Raw genomic sequence first — 15,425 nt, 5'->3', positions numbered from 1 at the left:
GGGCTGGAAGCAGGCGCTCAAGGACGATCCGCACCTGCGCAACGGCCTCAACGTCCACGCCGGCAAGATCACTTGCCAGCCGGTCGCCGAGGCGCATGGGCTGCCTTACACGCCGGCCGAAACGCTGCTGGGGTAAAATCCATCCCCCGTTTGGGCTAGGGCCCGGGGTGAGGGCCCTGGGCGCAGATCTTTGTCCGATCACGTCGCGCCTATCGGCGCGACCCCTCGTCCGGCGCTTCGCGCTGCGTTCTCCCAAACGGGAGAAGGGACTCCGGCGCGCCGCGCGCGTCGACATAGACCCAGGCGCGGCGACCTGAGGCGAGCGGCGCCGAGACGCGCTTGTAGGCGTCGACTTCGTAGGCGTCGGCGGCGGCGAGCTCGGCCTCGGTGATCTCGAACACGGTTCCTGACACGCGATCGGCGTCGCGGCCGGAATGGGCGACGATCGGGTGATGCGCCTTGCCGCTTTTGGCGACGACGTCGGCGTCTTCGATCCTCACCATCGTCTGCGCATAGCCGACCAGCGCGTCGGCTTCGCCCTCCAGCAGCCGCCCGAAGGTCGAGCGTTGCACCCCTTCCTGCTGCAACGTGCCATAAGAAAACAGCAGCGGCATCGACCCTCCTTCACGGGCTGGATGGGAGGGTGCAGAATGCCGGCGCGCGGACGCGCGCGCAAGGTTCGCGTGTTTCGGCATCAAGCTTGCATGACCCATGGCGGCAGCTTCGGCCGCAAACGTCAGTTCTCGGCTAGGTCGCTGGAGGCATTGGCTGAAAGGACACCAACATGAGCGCCGATCGTCCGATGAACGAATATGAAGGCGCGTTGTTCGAGGCGTTCGTCGCCCTCAGCCAAACCCTGCTCGAGGGCTCCTGCGTCAGCGAAAGCGCGCTGTTGAACAAGCTCTCGGAAGCGAAGAAGGACGCGGAGCGGATGGGACGTGGCCGAGGGGCGGCGACTCTGGGGCTGCTGATCAAGTTCCTGGTCGAGCCGCCCAAGCGCGTCCTCGCCGGCGGCGTGCCGACGATTTAGAACGCGCAGGCTAGCGAGCCGGGACGGGGCTCTTGGCGGCCGCGACCGTCTGCGCGACGGTCTGGATGAGCGGCGAGGCGCTCGCCTGCGGCTGCAGCGGCGGCAGGTCGCCGCGGCCGTTGAGGGCGCCCGGCGCCCAGTTCATGCCGGCGCGCATCGCGTAGAAGATGTGCGCGCCGATGCGGTCGACGCGCCGCAGCGACGGCGCCCAGAACGGATAGACGTAATTGGCGTGATAGTTGAGCGCCTCGACAAGCTTCGGATTGTAGTTGGCGCCGCTCACCACCGCCTGGGCGATGCGGGTCGCCGTCGCCCACGCCGCTGGCTCCTCGATGCGCAGCGACTTGCCCTCGCAGGCGAACGAGAACTGACAGGCGAACGGATGGTTGCGGTCCTGATAGACGACGGCGCAGACGTTGGTCGGGAAGATGCCGCTGCGCACGCGGTTGAGCACGACCTGGGCGACCGCGGCCTGGCCGGCTTCGGGCTCGCTGCGCGCCTCGAAGTAGATCGCTTCGCCGAGGCAGCGCATCTGCCGCGCCGAATCCTTGGGATCGATCAGCGAGGCGTAGTCGGGCTTGGCGCCTGACGCCAATTGCGTCGCCACCGTCACCTGCGCCGCCGCGGCGGTGGTCTGCGCCGTCGCCGCCGGCTTCTGCGGCGACGGCTTTTGCTCGGCGATCAGGAGCTTGCCGTCGCTGGGGGTCGGCGTCGACGAATTGAGGGCGAAATCGAGCGGCGCCCCAGGGGTCGTCCCGTCGCCGAACGGCAGCAGCGCAGACGGCGCCGAAGGATCGACATCCGCGACGCGAGCCGGGCTGCGCGAATCGTCGGGCCAATCCTCGGCCGAATCGGGTTCGAACGGCGCCGGCGGCAGCGCGCGCCTGGCCTGAAAACTGGGACGGAAGATGATGAACGGGTCGCCCTTGCCGGTGCGATCGATCGCCGGAAACGCGGCCCGGCCCTGTTTGACCGTCGGATTGGGGTCGATCTCGTCGGACGTCGCCGCGAGGTCCTCGCGCGACCCGAGCGTCAAGCTCGTTTCGATGATCGGCCTGGCCGAGCCGGAGGCGGGAACGAAAGCGGAGATGCGCAGGCTTTGCGGGTCGAGGCCCACTTCCTCGCCCGCCTGGGCGGTGATCGAGACGAGGAAGCCGAGGGCGATGCCCCAGGGCGCGACCGTCGACCCGACCCAGGTTAAACGCGAACGACCCATACGCGACCCACGCCGAGACTGCACGCGAAGCGGAAAATGCGACCCTTTCCTTTGATAAGGGCTTAAGGTTGCTCACCGGTTACCGCCGCTGGGGCGGCGGCGTCCCGCGATGGGGCGCCCGCCCGACGTCGTTAACGGCGAGTTAGAAAGTCGGCGGCGCGCAGGCGGAGACGACGACGAGCTCGCCGTCGCCGGCGTTGCGGAAGCCATGCGGCTTGCGGCTGTCGAAGAGATAGGCGTCGCCGGCGGCGAGCTCATAGCGGCGGCCGTCGACCTCGAGCGTCAGCCGCCCCTTGATCACCAGTCCCGCCTCTTCGCCCTGATGCGAGAGCATCTTGGTCCCCGATTGCGCGCCCGGCTTGTAGCGCTCGTGGATCATCTGCAGCGCGCGGCCTTTGAGATTGGCCCCGACCTGACGATAGGAGACCGGCCCGCTGGCGATCTCGGTCAGTTCCGCAGCGCGATAGACGACCTGCTCGCCTTGCGGCTCGGGCGCGGCGAAGAAATCGGCGATGCCGACGCCGAGCGCCGACAGCACCTGGCGCAACGCCGACACCGAGGGGCTCACCCGGTCGGCCTCGATCATCGAGATTGTCGCGTTGGAGACGGCGGCGCGGCGCGCCAGCTCGCGCTGCGACAGGCCGGCTCTGAGCCGCAACGCGCGCAGCTGTTGTCCCACCGCCAGTTCGCGATCAGCGCTGTTCATGTGTTCAGTATTTAGAACGCTACGAACAGCGCGGCAACTGGACATCGATCTGCGCCGGCTGCATTGTTCAGAATACTAATCACCGAGGAGACCTGCATGTCCGCCGCCGCTCAGCGCGCCGAAATTCCCAACGACCTTGCCGCTTTCTGGATGCCGTTCACGCCCAATCGCGCGTTCAAGAAGCGGCCGCGGCTGATCTCGCGCGCCAAGGACATGCATTACACCACGCCGGAAGGCCGCCAGATCCTCGACGCGACGGCGGCGCTGTGGTGCTGCAACGCCGGTCATAATCGCAGCCGGATCGTCGAGGCGATTCAGCGCCAGGCGGCCGAGCTCGACTTCGCGCCGAACTTCCAGTTCGCCCATCCGCTGGCATTCCAGTTGGCATCGCGCATCGCCGCGTTGGCGCCGGCCGATCTCGACCACGTGTTCTTCTGCAATTCCGGCTCGGAGGCATGCGACAGCGCGCTGAAGATCGCGCTCGCCTACCAGAATGTGCGTGGGCAGGGCTCGCGCATCCGCCTCATCGGCCGCGAGCGCGGCTATCACGGCACCGGCTTCGGCGGCATCTCCGTCGGCGGCATGTCCAGCAACCGCAAGTTCTTCGGCTCGCTGCTGTCGGGCGTCGACCACCTGCCGAGCACCTACAATCGCGAGCAGCAGGCGTTCACCAAGGGCGAGCCGGAATGGGGCGGCCATCTCGCCGATGCGCTCGAGAGCATCGTCACCCTCCACGACGCTTCGACCATCGCCGCGGTGATCGTCGAGCCGATGGCGGGCTCGACCGGCGTGTTGCCGGCGCCGAAGGGCTACCTGCAGAAGCTGCGCGCGATCTGCGACAAATACGGCATCCTGCTGATCTTCGACGAGGTCATCACCGGCTTCGGCCGCCTCGGCTTCGCCTTCGCCGCCGAGCGCTACGGCGTCGTCCCCGACATGATCACCTTCGCCAAGGGCGTCACTTCCGGCACCGTGCCGATGGGCGGCGTCATCGTGCGCAAGCATGTCTACGAAGCCTTCATGAAGGGGCCGGAGCACGCAATCGAGCTGTTCCACGGCTACACTTACTCCGGCCATCCGCTCGCCTGCGCCGCCAGCCTCGCCGCGCTCGACGTCTATCGCGACGAGAAGCTGTTCGAGCGCGCCCATGCGCTCGAGCCGAAGTGGTGCGACGCCCTGATGACGCTCAAGGGCCTGCCCAATGTCGCCGACATCCGCTGCGTCGGCCTGACCGGCGCGATCGATCTCGCGCCCTCGGCGGCGGGTCCCGGCGAGCGCGGCTATGCGGCGCTCGAATATTCCTTCCACGAGGCCGGGATCATGCTGCGCCTGTCGGGCGACACGATCGAACTGACGCCGCCGTTGGTGGTCAGCGAGGACCAGATCGGCGAGATCGTCGACAAGGTCGGGCGGACGATCAAGGCGGCAGCGTAAGGCGAAACGACCCCGTCGCCGCCCCGCCGGCGGCGGCGGGCTTCGATCCCCGCCGGCGAGCCGAATGCAGGCGCCAATCGATTTTATCGATTGAAACGACATTAATAATGCGTTGGATCGATTAATCGCGCCCGGCGATAAGAGGCGAGTTCACCAGGAATTCGTCTCATGACCAGTCTCGACGCGGGCATCGCTGAGCCCGCCCACCTTCCGCGTCTGCTTTCGCTGGCGCCCGGCCTCGCCCTGACGGCCGCGATCGCCGGCGCGGCGTTTGCGCTGCGGCTCGTTCCCGGCGTTGCGACGCTGAGCCCGATGATCCTGGCGGTTCTGCTCGGCGTCGTTCTGCATAATTTGTTTGGGGCGCCGAAAGCCGCGCGCGAGGGCGTCGCCTTCTCGCTGCGCTTCGTGCTGCGCTCCTCGATCATCCTGCTCGGGCTTCAGATCACGGCAGGCCAGGCCGCCGCGCTCGGCGTCGGCGGCCTGGCGGCGATCGCGGTCGCGCTGGTTTCGACGCTGGCTTTCACCATTCTCATCGGCCGCGCGCTTGGCGTCTCGCGCGGGCTGGCGCTGCTGATCGGCGTCGGCACGTCGATCTGCGGCGCGTCGGCGGTGCTCGCCGCCAAGGCCGCGACGGCCGGCGACGACGAGGACGCCGCCTATGCGGTCGCCTGCGTCACCGTGTTCGGCACGCTGGCGATGTTCGCCTACCCGCTGGCGCAGAGCTTTCTGCACCTGTCGCCGCGCGCCTATGGCCTGTGGGCCGGGTCGTCGATTCACGAAATCGCCCAGGCCGTCGCGGCGGCGTTCCAGGGCGGCGGCGACGCCGGGCAATTCGGAACCATCGCCAAGCTGACCCGCGTCGCGATGATGGCGCCGGTCGTGATCGTGCTTGGCGAGATGAGCGGGCGGCTCGGCCTGGTGGGCGAGGGCGAGCGGCGCCGGCCGCCGTTCCCGTGGTTCCTGATCGGTTTCCTGGCGCTGGCCGCGCTCAACAGCCTGGTCGCGATCCCCCACGAGATCGCCGCGCCGATCGGCGTCGGCGCGAGCTTCCTGCTGTCGATGGCGATGGCGGCGATGGGGCTGCACACCGATCTGAGGCACATTCGCTCGCGCGGCCTCGGGCCGCTGGCGCTCGGCCTGCTCGCCTCGCTGTTCATCTGCGGCTTCAGTCTGGTAATGGTGCGTCTGATCCCCTGAGGGCAAAGCGCCAGTGACGCTGGAGCAGCTGCGCGTTTTCGTCTGCGTCGCCGAACGCGAGCACATGACGCGCGCGGCTGAGACGCTGAATCTCACCCAGTCGGCGACCAGCGCCGCAATCGCGGCGCTCGAGGAGCGGCACGGGGTCAAGCTGTTCGATCGCATCGGCCGGCGCATCGCGCTGACCGGCGCGGGCCGCGCCTTCCTCGGCGAAGCGAGAGCGGTGCTGGCGCGCGCGGCGACGGCCGAGCAGACGCTCGCCGATCTCGCCGGCCTCAAGACCGGCGCGCTGGCGATCGCCGCCAGCCAGACGGTCGGCAGCTACTGGCTTCCCCGCCACATCGCCGCCTTCCACGCCCGCTATCCCGGCGTCGCGGTCGCGCTGCGCATCGGCAACACCGATGCGGTCGCCGAACTGACCCGCGCCGGAGAGGTCGACCTCGGCTTCGTCGAGGGCGAGGTCGACGACCCTGCCCTCGACGCGACGGCGATCGACGAAGACGAACTGCTGATCGTCGCCGCCGCCGGCGCCCGCGATTCGCTCGAACGGCTCGACGCCGAGCGCCTCGCCGCGGCGACATGGGTCGCACGCGAGAAGGGTTCGGGCACGCGCGCCGCTTTCGAGAGCGCGCTGGCGGCGTTCGGCATCGACCCGGCGCGCCGCCGCATCGGGCTCGAACTGCCGTCGAACGAGGCGATCTGCGCCGCGGTGGCGGCGGGGGCGGGACTGGCGGTGATGTCGCGGCTGGTGGTCGACGCGTCGATCAAGGCGGGCGAACTCGCCGCCGCGCCGCTCGCCCTGCCGCGACGGCGCTTCTTCGTCCTGCGCCATCGGCAACGTTACGAATCGCAGGCGGCGCGCGCCTTCTCCGACATGCTGACCAGTGTCGGCTGATCGTCGCGCGCCGCCGCGCCGGTTACGCGCGCATGCGTTCGGTCCAGATCATCACCGCGAACAGCGCCGCGCCGATCAGGACGGCGATCGAGCCGATGATCGTCGGCAGCTCCGGCCCGTTCATCACCGTGAAGTAGAGGCCGATGAGCGTGATCGGCGTGGCGATGACGAAGATCCAGAACTGATAGGGCGCGAGCGGCGAATCCTTCAGCGCCGGCCAGTGCCGATAAGCCATGCCGAAGATCGCGTGGCTGACGAAGCCGATCAGGTTGATGTGGGCGTGCAGCGGCGCGAGCGCGAAATTGTGCGCCGCGCCCATGCCGATGCCGAGCAGCATGCCAACCACCAGCCACAACGCGCCGATGGCGATAAAGTTGATGTCGACGGTCTTCATGTTCTCCCCCTCCAGATTTCGACGGCGTTGACCGCCGCCGAATCGGCGCCTGCGGCGTTTGGCCGTCCGGCGTCCCGCGCATGGTGTTGTTTCCCGCGCAAACTAGCAAGTTCGGCTTGCGGCCCGGCAGGCCGACAATTTCAAGTTGCGAGGCGGCGCCGGCTTCAGCGGACCCCGAGCAGCGGCGGCAGTTCGGCGAGGTTCGAGATTTCGAAGTCCGGCGCGCCGGGAAGGCGCTCGCGGGGCTGGCGGTAACGATTGCACCAGACGACGCCGAGGCCGAAATCCGACGCCGCATAGGCGTCCCAACCGTTCGACGACAGGAACGCGACCTCGCTCGCCGCAAGGCCGAGGCGATCGAGCGCGTACTGGTAGACGCGCGGATCGGTCTTGAACACGCGCAGCGGATCGACCGACATCACGGCGTCGAACAGTCCCTCGAGCCCCGCCGCCGCGACCGCGTCGGCAAGCATTGCCGGCGAGCCGTTCGAAAGGATCGCCGTCGCGTAGCCTGCGCCGCGCAGCGCACGCAGCGTCGCGGGAACTTCTGGGAAAGGCGACAGTCGGCGATAGAGCGCCATCAACGGATCGCGTAATCCGGCATCGGCGAGGCCGAGGTTATCGAGCGCGTAATCGAGCGCGTCGCCAGTCACATTCCAGAAATCGACGTAACGGCCCTGCAGCGAACGCAGCCACGAATATTGCAGTTGCTTGTCGCGCCACAGCGCGGTCAGCGCGGCGCGCCGCTCGACCGGCGCCGCCTCGCAGGCCGCAGCGGCCGAGGCGAAGTCGAACAGCGTGCCGTAGGCGTCGAAGAGGCAGGCGCTGACGCGCTCGAGGCCGCTCACATGCATGCTCCCTTGTCGCCGCTGCGCCCGCCTGCGGCGCGGATCGGCAAATCCGCGCCGTCAATTCGCCATTATGCGTTCATGACCAATTCAGCTAGCGAGGCTTAGCGGTCGCGCCGAGCCATTACGAATTCGTCACGACTCCAGCCGCTCGGCTGGTGGGCGTTTCATCCCAAGAAGACGGAGTTCAATATGCGGCATCTTCGACCCTTGCTGTTGTCGACCTTTCTCGGCGCCGGCGTTCTCGCGGCGCAAGTCGCGCCCGTCTTCGCCCAGACATGCGCCTGCCCGCCGGTCCAAGGCGACTTGGGCGCGCCGGCCACCACCGGCGGGGCCGACGTCGCCGTCTACGCCGACGAGGCCCCGCCGCCCCTGCCGGACTATGACCAGCCGCCGATTCCGGCCGACGGCGATATGTGGACGCCGGGCTACTGGTCGTGGAACGGCTATGAATACTTCTGGGTGCCCGGCACGTGGGTCGAGCCGCCGCAGCCCGGCTTTCTCTGGACGCCGGGCTATTGGGCCTTCGTCGGCGGCGTCTACGCCTTCCATCGCGGCTATTGGGGCGAGCACGTCGGATTCTACGGCGGCGTCTATTACGGGTTCGGCTACGGCGGCGCCGGCTACGAGGGCGGCCATTGGGACAACGGTCGATTCTTCTACAATCGGTCCGTCACCAACATCGGTCGCGTCAACATCGTCAACGTCTACAACCAACAAGTCACGATCAACGAAAGGACCCGAGTGAGCTTCAACGGCGGTCCCAACGGCGTCGACGCCAAACCGACCGCCGCCGAGCTCGAAGCGGCGAAAGACAAGCACCTCGCGCCGACGAGCGACCAACTCCGCAACGCGCGCGTCGCCGGCAGGACCGAATCCGCCTTCGTCTCCGCCAACAAAGGCAAGCCGCGCATTGCGGCGACGGCCAAGCCTGGCGAGTTCAAGGGCGACGCGGTCGTCCCGGCCAAGGCCGCGGGCGGCCCGCTGAAGCCGACGACCGGCGCGACGCCGCAGCCGACCAAGGGGCAGCTTGAGGAGAAGAAGCCCGGCGAGCCGACGCCCGAGGCGACCAAGGCCAAGCCGGAGAAGAAGCTCGAACAGCCGAAAGCCGAGCCGACGAAGGTCGAGCCCACCCCTGGGGAAACGAAGGCCAATCCCGAGAACAAGCTCGACCGGCCTAAGACGGAGCCGACTCAGCTCGAGACCCCAAAGCCCGAGCCGACCAAGGCGGCGCCGGAGATGAAGATCGAGCGGCCGAAGCCCGAGCCGACGAAGATCGCGCCCGAGCGGAAGATCGAGCAGCCGAGGCCCGAGCCGATGCGGAGCCCGCCGAGCGCCGCGCCGCGAGGCAAGCCCGAAGCCGGCTGTGGTCGCCCGGGCGAGCCCGTCTGCCCGAAGTGAGACCCGCGCGCGGCCGGCGAGGCGTTGCGACTTTCGCCGGCCGCGCATTGCAGACTGCGGACGCGGCCGGCGGCCGCGCCTAAGCGCGCTTCGTCCGGCGCGGCGGCGCGGCGAGATACTTCGTCGCCTCGCGCCGCGCCACCGCCATCAACGGCGCGCCCTGTTCGGCAAGGAAACGGCGCACGCGCTGAGGATCGCGCTTGGACAGCTCGCGCAGCCACCAGCCGATCGCCTTCTGGATGAACCATTGGCGGTCGGTGGCGAGCCGCTCCGCCCAGCCGAGCATGCGCGCGGGATCGCGCCCGTCCTTGGTCCACGGCAGGGTGAAGACCAGCGCCGCGCGGCGCGTCCACAAATGCGGGCTGTCGACCCAGGTCTCGACGATTTCGAGCCGCGCCGGATCGGCGACGAGGCAGCGCGCAGCGACGTTGGCGAAATTGTCGGCGACCGCCCAGCCGTCGAGATCGCTCATGCGCCGGACGACGAACGTCCACACCGCCGCGTTAGGCGCGACAGCTTTGCGCGCCAGCAGCCGCCCGGCGACGATTTTGAGGTCCCACACCGGCTCGCGCCAAAGCTTCGCCGCCAGCGTAAGCGAATCGCCCTGGTCGAGGTCGGCGACGGTCGCGCGGATCGCCGCGTCCATCTTCGGCACGGCGACGCCCCAGTGCTCCCACGACGATTTCTGGTAGCGCTTCTCTTGGGCGGCGCGGGCCGGATCGGCGAATGCGCGAAGCGCCGCGATCAGGCGCTCATAGCCCTCGGGCTCGCGTTTCGTCTGCGCCATTGTCCCCATCCGCAAACGAAAAGGACGGCGCGTCAGCCGCGCCGCCCTTTCAAACCTTAGCCGATACGTCCGAGTGTCAGGCTTCGGCGGCGGCGTTCTGGGCCGGCCCGGAATCCTTGCCCTTGGCCTCGACGTCGCGATCGACGAATTCGATCACCGCCATCGGGGCGTTGTCGCCCTGGCGGAAGCCGGCCTTCATGATGCGCAGGTAGCCGCCTTTGCGGTCCTTATAGCGGGGGCCCAGCACGTCGATCAGCTTCTTGACCAGTTCGGCGTCGCGCAGGCGGGAGATGGCAAGGCGGCGGGCATGCAGGTCGCCCTGCTTGCCCAGCGTCACCAGCTTCTCGACCACCGGACGCAGGTCCTTGGCCTTGGGCAGGGTGGTGACGATCTGTTCGTGCTTGATCAGCGCCTGCGCCATATTGGCGAACATCGCCTTGCGGTGCTCGGCGGTGCGGTTGAAACGGCGCTTCGCGTGGCCGTGATACATGTGGCGGTCTCCTTTTCGGGTCTACGGCCGCCGTGCCAAGGGTCGGCCGTCTTTTATCGTCGTGGCGAACTGCGAGTAGCGAGTAGCGAATGGAGGATTCTATTCGCCATTCGCCACTCGCCTCGTCTCAGTAATGCTCTTCGAAGCGTTTCGCCAGCTCTTCGATGTTCTCCGGCGGCCAACCGGAGACTTCCATGCCCAGATGGAGACCCATCTGCGCCAGGACTTCCTTGATCTCGTTGAGCGACTTGCGGCCGAAGTTCGGCGTGCGCAGCATCTCGCTCTCGGACTTCTGGATGAGGTCGCCGATGTAGGTGATGTTGTCGTTCTTGAGGCAGTTGGCCGAACGGACCGACAGCTCGAGCTCGTCGACCTTCTTGAGCAACGCCGGATTGAAGGCGAGCTCGGGGATGGCGTGGGCCGCCTCCTCGCGCCGCGGCTCCTCGAAGGTGACGAAGACCGCGAGCTGATCCTGGAGGATGCGCGCGGCGTAGGCGAGCGCGTCCTCCGGCGAGATCGCGCCGTTGGTCTCGATCGTCATCGTCAGCTTGTCCTTGTCGAGATCCTGGCCCTCGCGGGTGTTCTCGACGCGGTAGGAAACCTTGCGCACCGGCGAAAAGAGGCTGTCGATCGGCATCAGGCCGATCGGCGAATCCTCGGCGCGGTTGCGCTCGGCCGGAACGTAGCCCTTGCCGGTCGTGACCGTGAACTCGATGCGGATGTCCGCGCCTTCGTCGAGGGTGCAGATGACGAGCTGCGGATTGAGGATCTGGATGTCGCCGGTCGTCTGGATGTCGCCGGCGGTGACGACGCCGGGGCCGCGACGCTTGAGGATGAGGCGCTTGACGCCTTCGCCCTGCATCTTGACGGCGATGTCCTTGACGTTGAGCACGATGTCGACGAGGTCTTCGCGCACGCCGGGGATCGACGAGAATTCGTGCAGCACGCCGTCGACGTGGATCGAGGTGATCGCCGCGCCCTGCAGCGACGACAGAAGCACGCGCCGCAGCGAGTTGCCCAAAGTCTGGCCGAAGCCGGTTTCGAGCGGCTCGGCGACGACGGTGGCCATACGGCGCGGATCGTCGCCGTGGGCGATCTCGAGCTTCTTCGGCTTGATGAGTTCCTGCCAGTTCTTCTGAATCACGGCTTTGAGCCTTCCGTTCGACGGTGGGGCGCGCCGAGGCCTCGCGGCTCCGGCGCGGAACGCGGACGCGAAAACGCCCGGGCTTTAGACGCGGCGGCGCTTGCGCGGGCGGCAGCCGTTATGCGGGATCGGCGTGACGTCGCGGATCGAGGTGACATTGAAGCCGGCCGCCTGGATCGCCCGCAGCGCCGACTCGCGGCCCGAACCGGGGCCGGAAACTTCGACCTCGAGCGTGCGCATGCCGTGCTCGGAGGCCTTCTTGACCGCGTCCTCGGCGGCCATCTGGGCGGCGAACGGCGTCGACTTGCGCGAGCCCTTGAACCCCATCGTTCCGGCCGACGACCACGAGATCGTGTTGCCCTGCGCGTCGGTGATGGTGATCATCGTGTTGTTGAACGTCGAGTTCACGTGTGCGACGCCCGACACGATGTTCTTGCGCTCGCGACGGCGAACGCGGGTTGCTTCCTTGGCCATCAGTCTGTCCTTCAAACGCGCCCGGGGCGCGAAAAACCATCAGTGACTTTCAATGCGCGAAAAGAAGATCACTTCTTCTTGCCGGCGATCGCCTTGGCCTTGCCCTTGCGGGTGCGGGCGTTGGTGTGGGTGCGCTGGCCGCGCACCGGAAGCTGCTTGCGGTGGCGCAGACCGCGGTAGGTGCCCAAGTCCATCAGGCGCTTGATGTTGATCGCGACCTCGCGGCGCAGATCGCCCTCGACGATGTAGTCGCGGTCGATCGTCTCGCGGATCTGCAGCACTTCCGCGTCGGTGAGCTGCGCGACGCGACGCTCCGACGGGATGTGCACCTTTTCGCAAATCTCCTCGGCCTTCTTCGGACCGATGCCGTGGATGTACTGCAGCGCAATGATCACGCGCTTGTTGGTGGGAATATTGACGCCAGCTATACGAGCCAAGCTCTTAACTCCATGTCGGCGGCGCGAGGCTCGTCAAGAGCCGACGCGTCGCGGTTGCATCTCCTCGACGTCCGGTGGAGGCCGGCCCATGTCGAGCGCCCCAACGCACAAAAGGTCCCACGCGCTCTCTACGGCGCCGGGACCCTGAACGCATTCGGGATGGCGGTCATATAGAACCCTGGGCCCTGGACGTCAACCGCTCGCCCGGTCGGCGCGACGCGCCCGGACCCGGCGGGCGCGTTTACCCTGCGGCGGCGCGCCGCGACGGGCCCAAGGCCTTGAGATTCAAGCGCGCCGGCTGCTTTGCGCACTCGCGCCGGTTGCGCTATGGCGGGATCTGGCTTCAGCGGAGACAATTTGGTGACGCGCAAGATCCATCGTCACGGCGGCGGACCCGACCTTCGCGACCCGCCTTCCGCCGGCCCCCGGCGGCCCGCCAAGGGCGGACCGGCGCCCGCGCCGCCGCGGCGCGAACCGCCGACGGAACGGGCGAAGGGCGAGCCGGCCCCGCGCCGGCATGGCGGCGGCCCGGGCGACGTGGTGCGCATATACGGGTTCCACAGCGTATCGGCGGCGCTCAAGGCGCCGCGGCGGGAGTTGGTGCGGCTCTACGTCACGCCGGCCGCCGCCGAGCGCCTCGGAGCGGAGATCGCCGCCCGCGGCGTCGAAACGCGCGTCGCATCGAGCGAGGAGATCGCCCAGCGCCTGCCGCGCGACGCGGTTCACCAGGGCGTGTTGCTCGAAGCGCGGCCGCTCAAGCCGATCGACGTCTCCGAACTGCCCGCCGCGGGCCTCGTCGTCGTGCTCGACCAGGTGACCGATCCGCACAACGTCGGCGCGATCCTGCGCACCTCGGCCGCCTTCGCCGTCGACGCGCTGGTGACGACCGAGCGCCACACGCCCGAATTCACCGGGGCCCTCGCCAAGTCGGCCTCCGGCGGCCTCGAGCACGTGCCGATCTGCTCGGTGACCAATCTCGCCCGCGCGATGGGCGAACTCGGCGATCTCGGCTATTGGCGCGTCGGTCTCGATTCGGAAGCGCCGGCGACGCTGCAGGCGACGCGGCTCGAGCGGCCGCTGGCGCTGGTTCTCGGCGCCGAAGACCGCGGCTTGCGGCGGCTGACGCGCGAACATTGCGACGCGCTGGCGCGGCTCGATCTGCCCGGCGCGATCAAGAGCCTCAACGTCTCCAACGCCTGCGCGATCGCCTTGGCGATCGCCGATGCGGCGAAGAAGCCGACCTAAGTCGTATCGCCTCAATAGGCGTCGAAGGCCGGCACCGCGTGGGCGTAATTGAGGTCGTAGGTCTTGTTGCGCAGCGGATCGAACGGCGTGCCTTCGGAAGCGTCGAAGGCGCGCGACCGCGCCGGCGCGCCGGCGGGCGCGTCGAGCCCGGCGACGCGCGGATCGGCGGCGCCGGCGTCGACATAACGGGCGATGCGCGCCTTCTGGTCGGCGAGCGCCGCCGCCGAAAGCGGGACCGAGGCGACCGGCTGCGCAGGGGCGTCGGGCCCCTGCTCGTCGGGGAAGGCCTGCGCGGGCGGCTCGTCGTTGACGCCGGTGATGATCGCGCCGAGCGAGTCGAGGCTGGCGCCGGCGGCGCGGGTCGTCGACAGCGCGCCGTCGGGACCAAGCAGCGCGCCTGTGGCCTTGCGGTCCTCGGCGAGCTTGCCGAGCCGCGTCGCCAGCGGCCCGCTGTCGACTGGCGCGTCGCCGAGCGCGACGGCGCCGAAGATCGCCGGATCGACATCGTCGAGCGCGCTGTGCTTGGCCGGCGTCGGCGTCGGAGCCGGCGTCGGCGCCGCGTCGGGCGCGAGCCGGTCTTTGGCGTCCTGCTCGATTTGCCGCCAATGCGCGACGTTCTTGAGGTGCTGGTCCAACGTCTCCGCGAACGCGTGGCCTCCGGTTCCGTCGGCGACGAAATAGAGCTCCTTCGTCCGCATCGGGTTCGCCGCGGCCTCGAGCGCCGCTTTGCCCGGATTGCAGATCGGCCCCGGCGGCAAGCCATCGATATTGTATGTGTTGTAAGGCGTCGGCTGATCGAGTTCGGCCTTGGTGATCGGATGGCCGAGCGTTCCCTTGCCGAACACGAGCCCGTAGACGATCGTCGGATCCGACTGCAGTTTCATGTGTTTCTGCAGACGATTGATGAACACGCCGGCGACGCGCGGGCGTTCGTCGGCCTTGCCGGTCTCCTTCTCGACGATCGAGGCGAGCGTGACCAGTTCGCCTGGAGACTTGATCGGCAGATCGGGCGCGCGCTTCGCCCAGATCTCGTCGACCGCCTTGGCCTGGGCCTTGGCCATACGCGTCAGCTCGGCCTGGCGCGTGTCGCCGCGCTCGAACAGATAGGTGTCCGGCAGCAGCGAGCCCTCGCGCGGGGGCTCCTTGACGTCGCCGATCAGCACGTCGTCGTCGCGAAGACGCTCGACCACCTGATCGCTGGTCAGGCCTTCGGGAATGGTGAGCTTGTGCTGCACGACCTTGTGCGCAATCAGCTCGGCCTCGACCTGACGCAGACTGACGCCGGCCTTGAAGGCGTATTCGCCGCGTTTCAGCGAGCCGCGGCTGCCGTCGAGCGTCGTCATCGCCGAGAACCACAACGCGCTGTCGACGACCCCGGCGCGTTCGAGCTGCTCGCCGATCGTGCCGGCGTCGTCCTCGCGCTCGACGACGACAATCTTGTCTTCGGCGAGCGGGCCGGGCTTGCGCGATTCGACCACCGACCAGACCAGCACGGCGACGCCGAGCAGGCCGATCACGAGCAAGAAGGTGAGCAGACCGGAAAGACCGGAAAGGCCGAAGCCGCGCGGCCGACGCGGCGGCTTGGGCGGCGCCGACTTGCCGCCGCCATTGCCGTTTCCGTTTCCATTGCCGGACTTGCGGCGGCCGCCGAACAGGCTCACGCGCTGCGCGGGTTGCGCGGCGGCGCCCGGTCTGGCCTTGTCGCCCTGATTCGCCGCCTCGTCCAT

At 68.4% G+C, this 15,425-nt stretch carries 17 protein-coding genes; 6 read left to right on the top strand and 11 right to left on the bottom strand.

Annotated elements, in window-relative coordinates:
- Nucleotides 1-209: 209 nt before the first annotated feature.
- Nucleotides 210-614 carry a gamma-glutamylcyclotransferase family protein gene (locus ABSF49_RS06165; protein ID WP_424111754.1) on the bottom strand — a complete coding sequence of 135 codons (405 nt, stop codon included), beginning with the start codon at nt 612-614 and terminating at the stop codon, nt 210-212.
- 170 nt (nt 615-784) lie between these two features.
- Here ABSF49_RS06165 and ABSF49_RS06160 point away from each other — a divergent pair, with 170 nt between their 5' ends.
- Nucleotides 785-1,030 carry a hypothetical protein gene (locus tag ABSF49_RS06160; protein WP_424111753.1) on the top strand — a complete coding sequence of 82 codons (246 nt, stop codon included), beginning with the start codon at nt 785-787 and terminating at the stop codon, nt 1,028-1,030.
- A 10-nt stretch (nt 1,031-1,040) separates the two neighbouring features.
- Here ABSF49_RS06160 and ABSF49_RS06155 read toward each other — a convergent pair whose 3' ends face one another.
- Nucleotides 1,041-2,246: a cell wall hydrolase gene (locus ABSF49_RS06155; protein ID WP_424111752.1), complete on the bottom strand. Its 1,206-nt coding sequence runs from the start codon at nt 2,244-2,246 to the stop codon at nt 1,041-1,043.
- A gap of 142 nt (nt 2,247-2,388) precedes the next feature.
- Nucleotides 2,389-2,952: a cupin domain-containing protein gene (locus ABSF49_RS06150; RefSeq protein WP_424111751.1), complete on the bottom strand. Its 564-nt coding sequence runs from the start codon at nt 2,950-2,952 to the stop codon at nt 2,389-2,391.
- 96 nt (nt 2,953-3,048) lie between these two features.
- Between ABSF49_RS06150 and aptA the strand changes: the two genes are divergently transcribed.
- The 3 genes from aptA to ABSF49_RS06135 all read left to right on the top strand — a co-directional run bounded on the left by aptA (nt 3,049) and on the right by ABSF49_RS06135 (nt 6,478).
- Nucleotides 3,049-4,386 carry an omega-aminotransferase AptA gene (gene aptA / locus ABSF49_RS06145; protein WP_424111750.1) on the top strand — a complete coding sequence of 446 codons (1,338 nt, stop codon included), beginning with the start codon at nt 3,049-3,051 and terminating at the stop codon, nt 4,384-4,386.
- 168 nt (nt 4,387-4,554) lie between these two features.
- The gene (locus ABSF49_RS06140) at nt 4,555-5,583 is read left to right on the top strand and encodes a YeiH family protein (protein ID WP_424111749.1); all 1,029 of its coding nucleotides are present in this window, start codon (nt 4,555-4,557) and stop codon (nt 5,581-5,583) included.
- A 13-nt stretch (nt 5,584-5,596) separates the two neighbouring features.
- Nucleotides 5,597-6,478, top strand: a complete 882-nt coding sequence (locus ABSF49_RS06135) for a LysR substrate-binding domain-containing protein (protein WP_424111748.1) — start codon at nt 5,597-5,599, stop codon at nt 6,476-6,478.
- A gap of 22 nt (nt 6,479-6,500) precedes the next feature.
- On the opposite strand, the gene ABSF49_RS06130 is transcribed toward ABSF49_RS06135, so the two are convergent.
- Both ABSF49_RS06130 and ABSF49_RS06125 read right to left on the bottom strand, forming a co-directional pair.
- The gene (locus ABSF49_RS06130) at nt 6,501-6,872 is read right to left on the bottom strand and encodes a hypothetical protein (RefSeq protein ID WP_424111747.1); all 372 of its coding nucleotides are present in this window, start codon (nt 6,870-6,872) and stop codon (nt 6,501-6,503) included.
- Between the two features lie 164 nt (nt 6,873-7,036).
- Nucleotides 7,037-7,726, bottom strand: a complete 690-nt coding sequence (locus ABSF49_RS06125; protein ID WP_424111746.1) for a haloacid dehalogenase type II — start codon at nt 7,724-7,726, stop codon at nt 7,037-7,039.
- A 186-nt stretch (nt 7,727-7,912) separates the two neighbouring features.
- Here ABSF49_RS06125 and ABSF49_RS06120 point away from each other — a divergent pair, with 186 nt between their 5' ends.
- Nucleotides 7,913-9,121: a YXWGXW repeat-containing protein gene (locus ABSF49_RS06120; RefSeq protein WP_424111745.1), complete on the top strand. Its 1,209-nt coding sequence runs from the start codon at nt 7,913-7,915 to the stop codon at nt 9,119-9,121.
- 79 nt (nt 9,122-9,200) lie between these two features.
- Here the strand turns inward: ABSF49_RS06120 and ABSF49_RS06115 are convergent, their stop codons facing one another.
- The 5 genes from ABSF49_RS06115 to rpsM form a co-directional block, all read right to left on the bottom strand.
- Nucleotides 9,201-9,908 carry a DNA alkylation repair protein gene (locus ABSF49_RS06115; protein ID WP_424111744.1) on the bottom strand — a complete coding sequence of 236 codons (708 nt, stop codon included), beginning with the start codon at nt 9,906-9,908 and terminating at the stop codon, nt 9,201-9,203.
- 76 nt (nt 9,909-9,984) lie between these two features.
- Nucleotides 9,985-10,398, bottom strand: coding sequence for a 50S ribosomal protein L17 (gene rplQ, locus ABSF49_RS06110; protein ID WP_424111743.1), 414 nt, complete (start codon nt 10,396-10,398; stop codon nt 9,985-9,987).
- Nucleotides 10,399-10,525: 127 nt separating this feature from the next.
- Nucleotides 10,526-11,542, bottom strand: coding sequence for a DNA-directed RNA polymerase subunit alpha (locus tag ABSF49_RS06105; RefSeq protein WP_424111742.1), 1,017 nt, complete (start codon nt 11,540-11,542; stop codon nt 10,526-10,528).
- 84 nt (nt 11,543-11,626) lie between these two features.
- Nucleotides 11,627-12,016 (bottom strand): 30S ribosomal protein S11, encoded by a 390-nt coding sequence (gene rpsK / locus ABSF49_RS06100; protein ID WP_424111741.1) that lies wholly within the window; start codon nt 12,014-12,016, stop codon nt 11,627-11,629.
- A 68-nt stretch (nt 12,017-12,084) separates the two neighbouring features.
- Nucleotides 12,085-12,453, bottom strand: a complete 369-nt coding sequence (gene rpsM / locus ABSF49_RS06095) for a 30S ribosomal protein S13 (RefSeq protein ID WP_424111740.1) — start codon at nt 12,451-12,453, stop codon at nt 12,085-12,087.
- A gap of 360 nt (nt 12,454-12,813) precedes the next feature.
- Between rpsM and rlmB the strand changes: the two genes are divergently transcribed.
- Nucleotides 12,814-13,698 (top strand): 23S rRNA (guanosine(2251)-2'-O)-methyltransferase RlmB, encoded by an 885-nt coding sequence (gene rlmB / locus ABSF49_RS06090; RefSeq protein ID WP_424111739.1) that lies wholly within the window; start codon nt 12,814-12,816, stop codon nt 13,696-13,698.
- Nucleotides 13,699-13,709: 11 nt separating this feature from the next.
- Here rlmB and mltG read toward each other — a convergent pair whose 3' ends face one another.
- Nucleotides 13,710-15,425: an endolytic transglycosylase MltG gene (gene mltG, locus ABSF49_RS06085; protein WP_424111738.1), complete on the bottom strand. Its 1,716-nt coding sequence runs from the start codon at nt 15,423-15,425 to the stop codon at nt 13,710-13,712.

Origin of the sequence: Roseiarcus sp., from assembly GCF_049514155.1 — a bacterium.
Lineage (GTDB): Bacteria > Pseudomonadota > Alphaproteobacteria > Rhizobiales > Beijerinckiaceae > Roseiarcus.
The sequence above is the reverse complement of the archived record's forward strand: the minus strand, read 5'-3'. Positions and strand labels throughout refer to the sequence as shown.

Bases quoted from the DNA above. Each gene is read 5' to 3' on its own strand.
- ABSF49_RS06165 (WP_424111754.1), bottom strand. From the start codon at position 614: ATGCCGCTGCTGTTTTCTTATGGCACGTTGCAGCAGGAAGGGGTGCAA.
- ABSF49_RS06160 (WP_424111753.1), top strand. From the start codon at position 785: ATGAGCGCCGATCGTCCGATGAACGAATATGAAGGCGCGTTGTTCGAG.
- ABSF49_RS06155 (WP_424111752.1), bottom strand. From the start codon at position 2,246: ATGGGTCGTTCGCGTTTAACCTGGGTCGGGTCGACGGTCGCGCCCTGG.
- ABSF49_RS06150 (WP_424111751.1), bottom strand. From the start codon at position 2,952: ATGAACAGCGCTGATCGCGAACTGGCGGTGGGACAACAGCTGCGCGCG.
- aptA (WP_424111750.1), top strand. From the start codon at position 3,049: ATGTCCGCCGCCGCTCAGCGCGCCGAAATTCCCAACGACCTTGCCGCT.
- ABSF49_RS06140 (WP_424111749.1), top strand. From the start codon at position 4,555: ATGACCAGTCTCGACGCGGGCATCGCTGAGCCCGCCCACCTTCCGCGT.
- ABSF49_RS06130 (WP_424111747.1), bottom strand. From the start codon at position 6,872: ATGAAGACCGTCGACATCAACTTTATCGCCATCGGCGCGTTGTGGCTG.
- ABSF49_RS06125 (WP_424111746.1), bottom strand. From the start codon at position 7,726: ATGCATGTGAGCGGCCTCGAGCGCGTCAGCGCCTGCCTCTTCGACGCC.
- ABSF49_RS06120 (WP_424111745.1), top strand. From the start codon at position 7,913: ATGCGGCATCTTCGACCCTTGCTGTTGTCGACCTTTCTCGGCGCCGGC.
- ABSF49_RS06115 (WP_424111744.1), bottom strand. From the start codon at position 9,908: ATGGCGCAGACGAAACGCGAGCCCGAGGGCTATGAGCGCCTGATCGCG.
- rplQ (WP_424111743.1), bottom strand. From the start codon at position 10,398: ATGTATCACGGCCACGCGAAGCGCCGTTTCAACCGCACCGCCGAGCAC.
- rpsK (WP_424111741.1), bottom strand. From the start codon at position 12,016: ATGGCCAAGGAAGCAACCCGCGTTCGCCGTCGCGAGCGCAAGAACATC.
- mltG (WP_424111738.1), bottom strand. From the start codon at position 15,425: ATGGACGAGGCGGCGAATCAGGGCGACAAGGCCAGACCGGGCGCCGCC.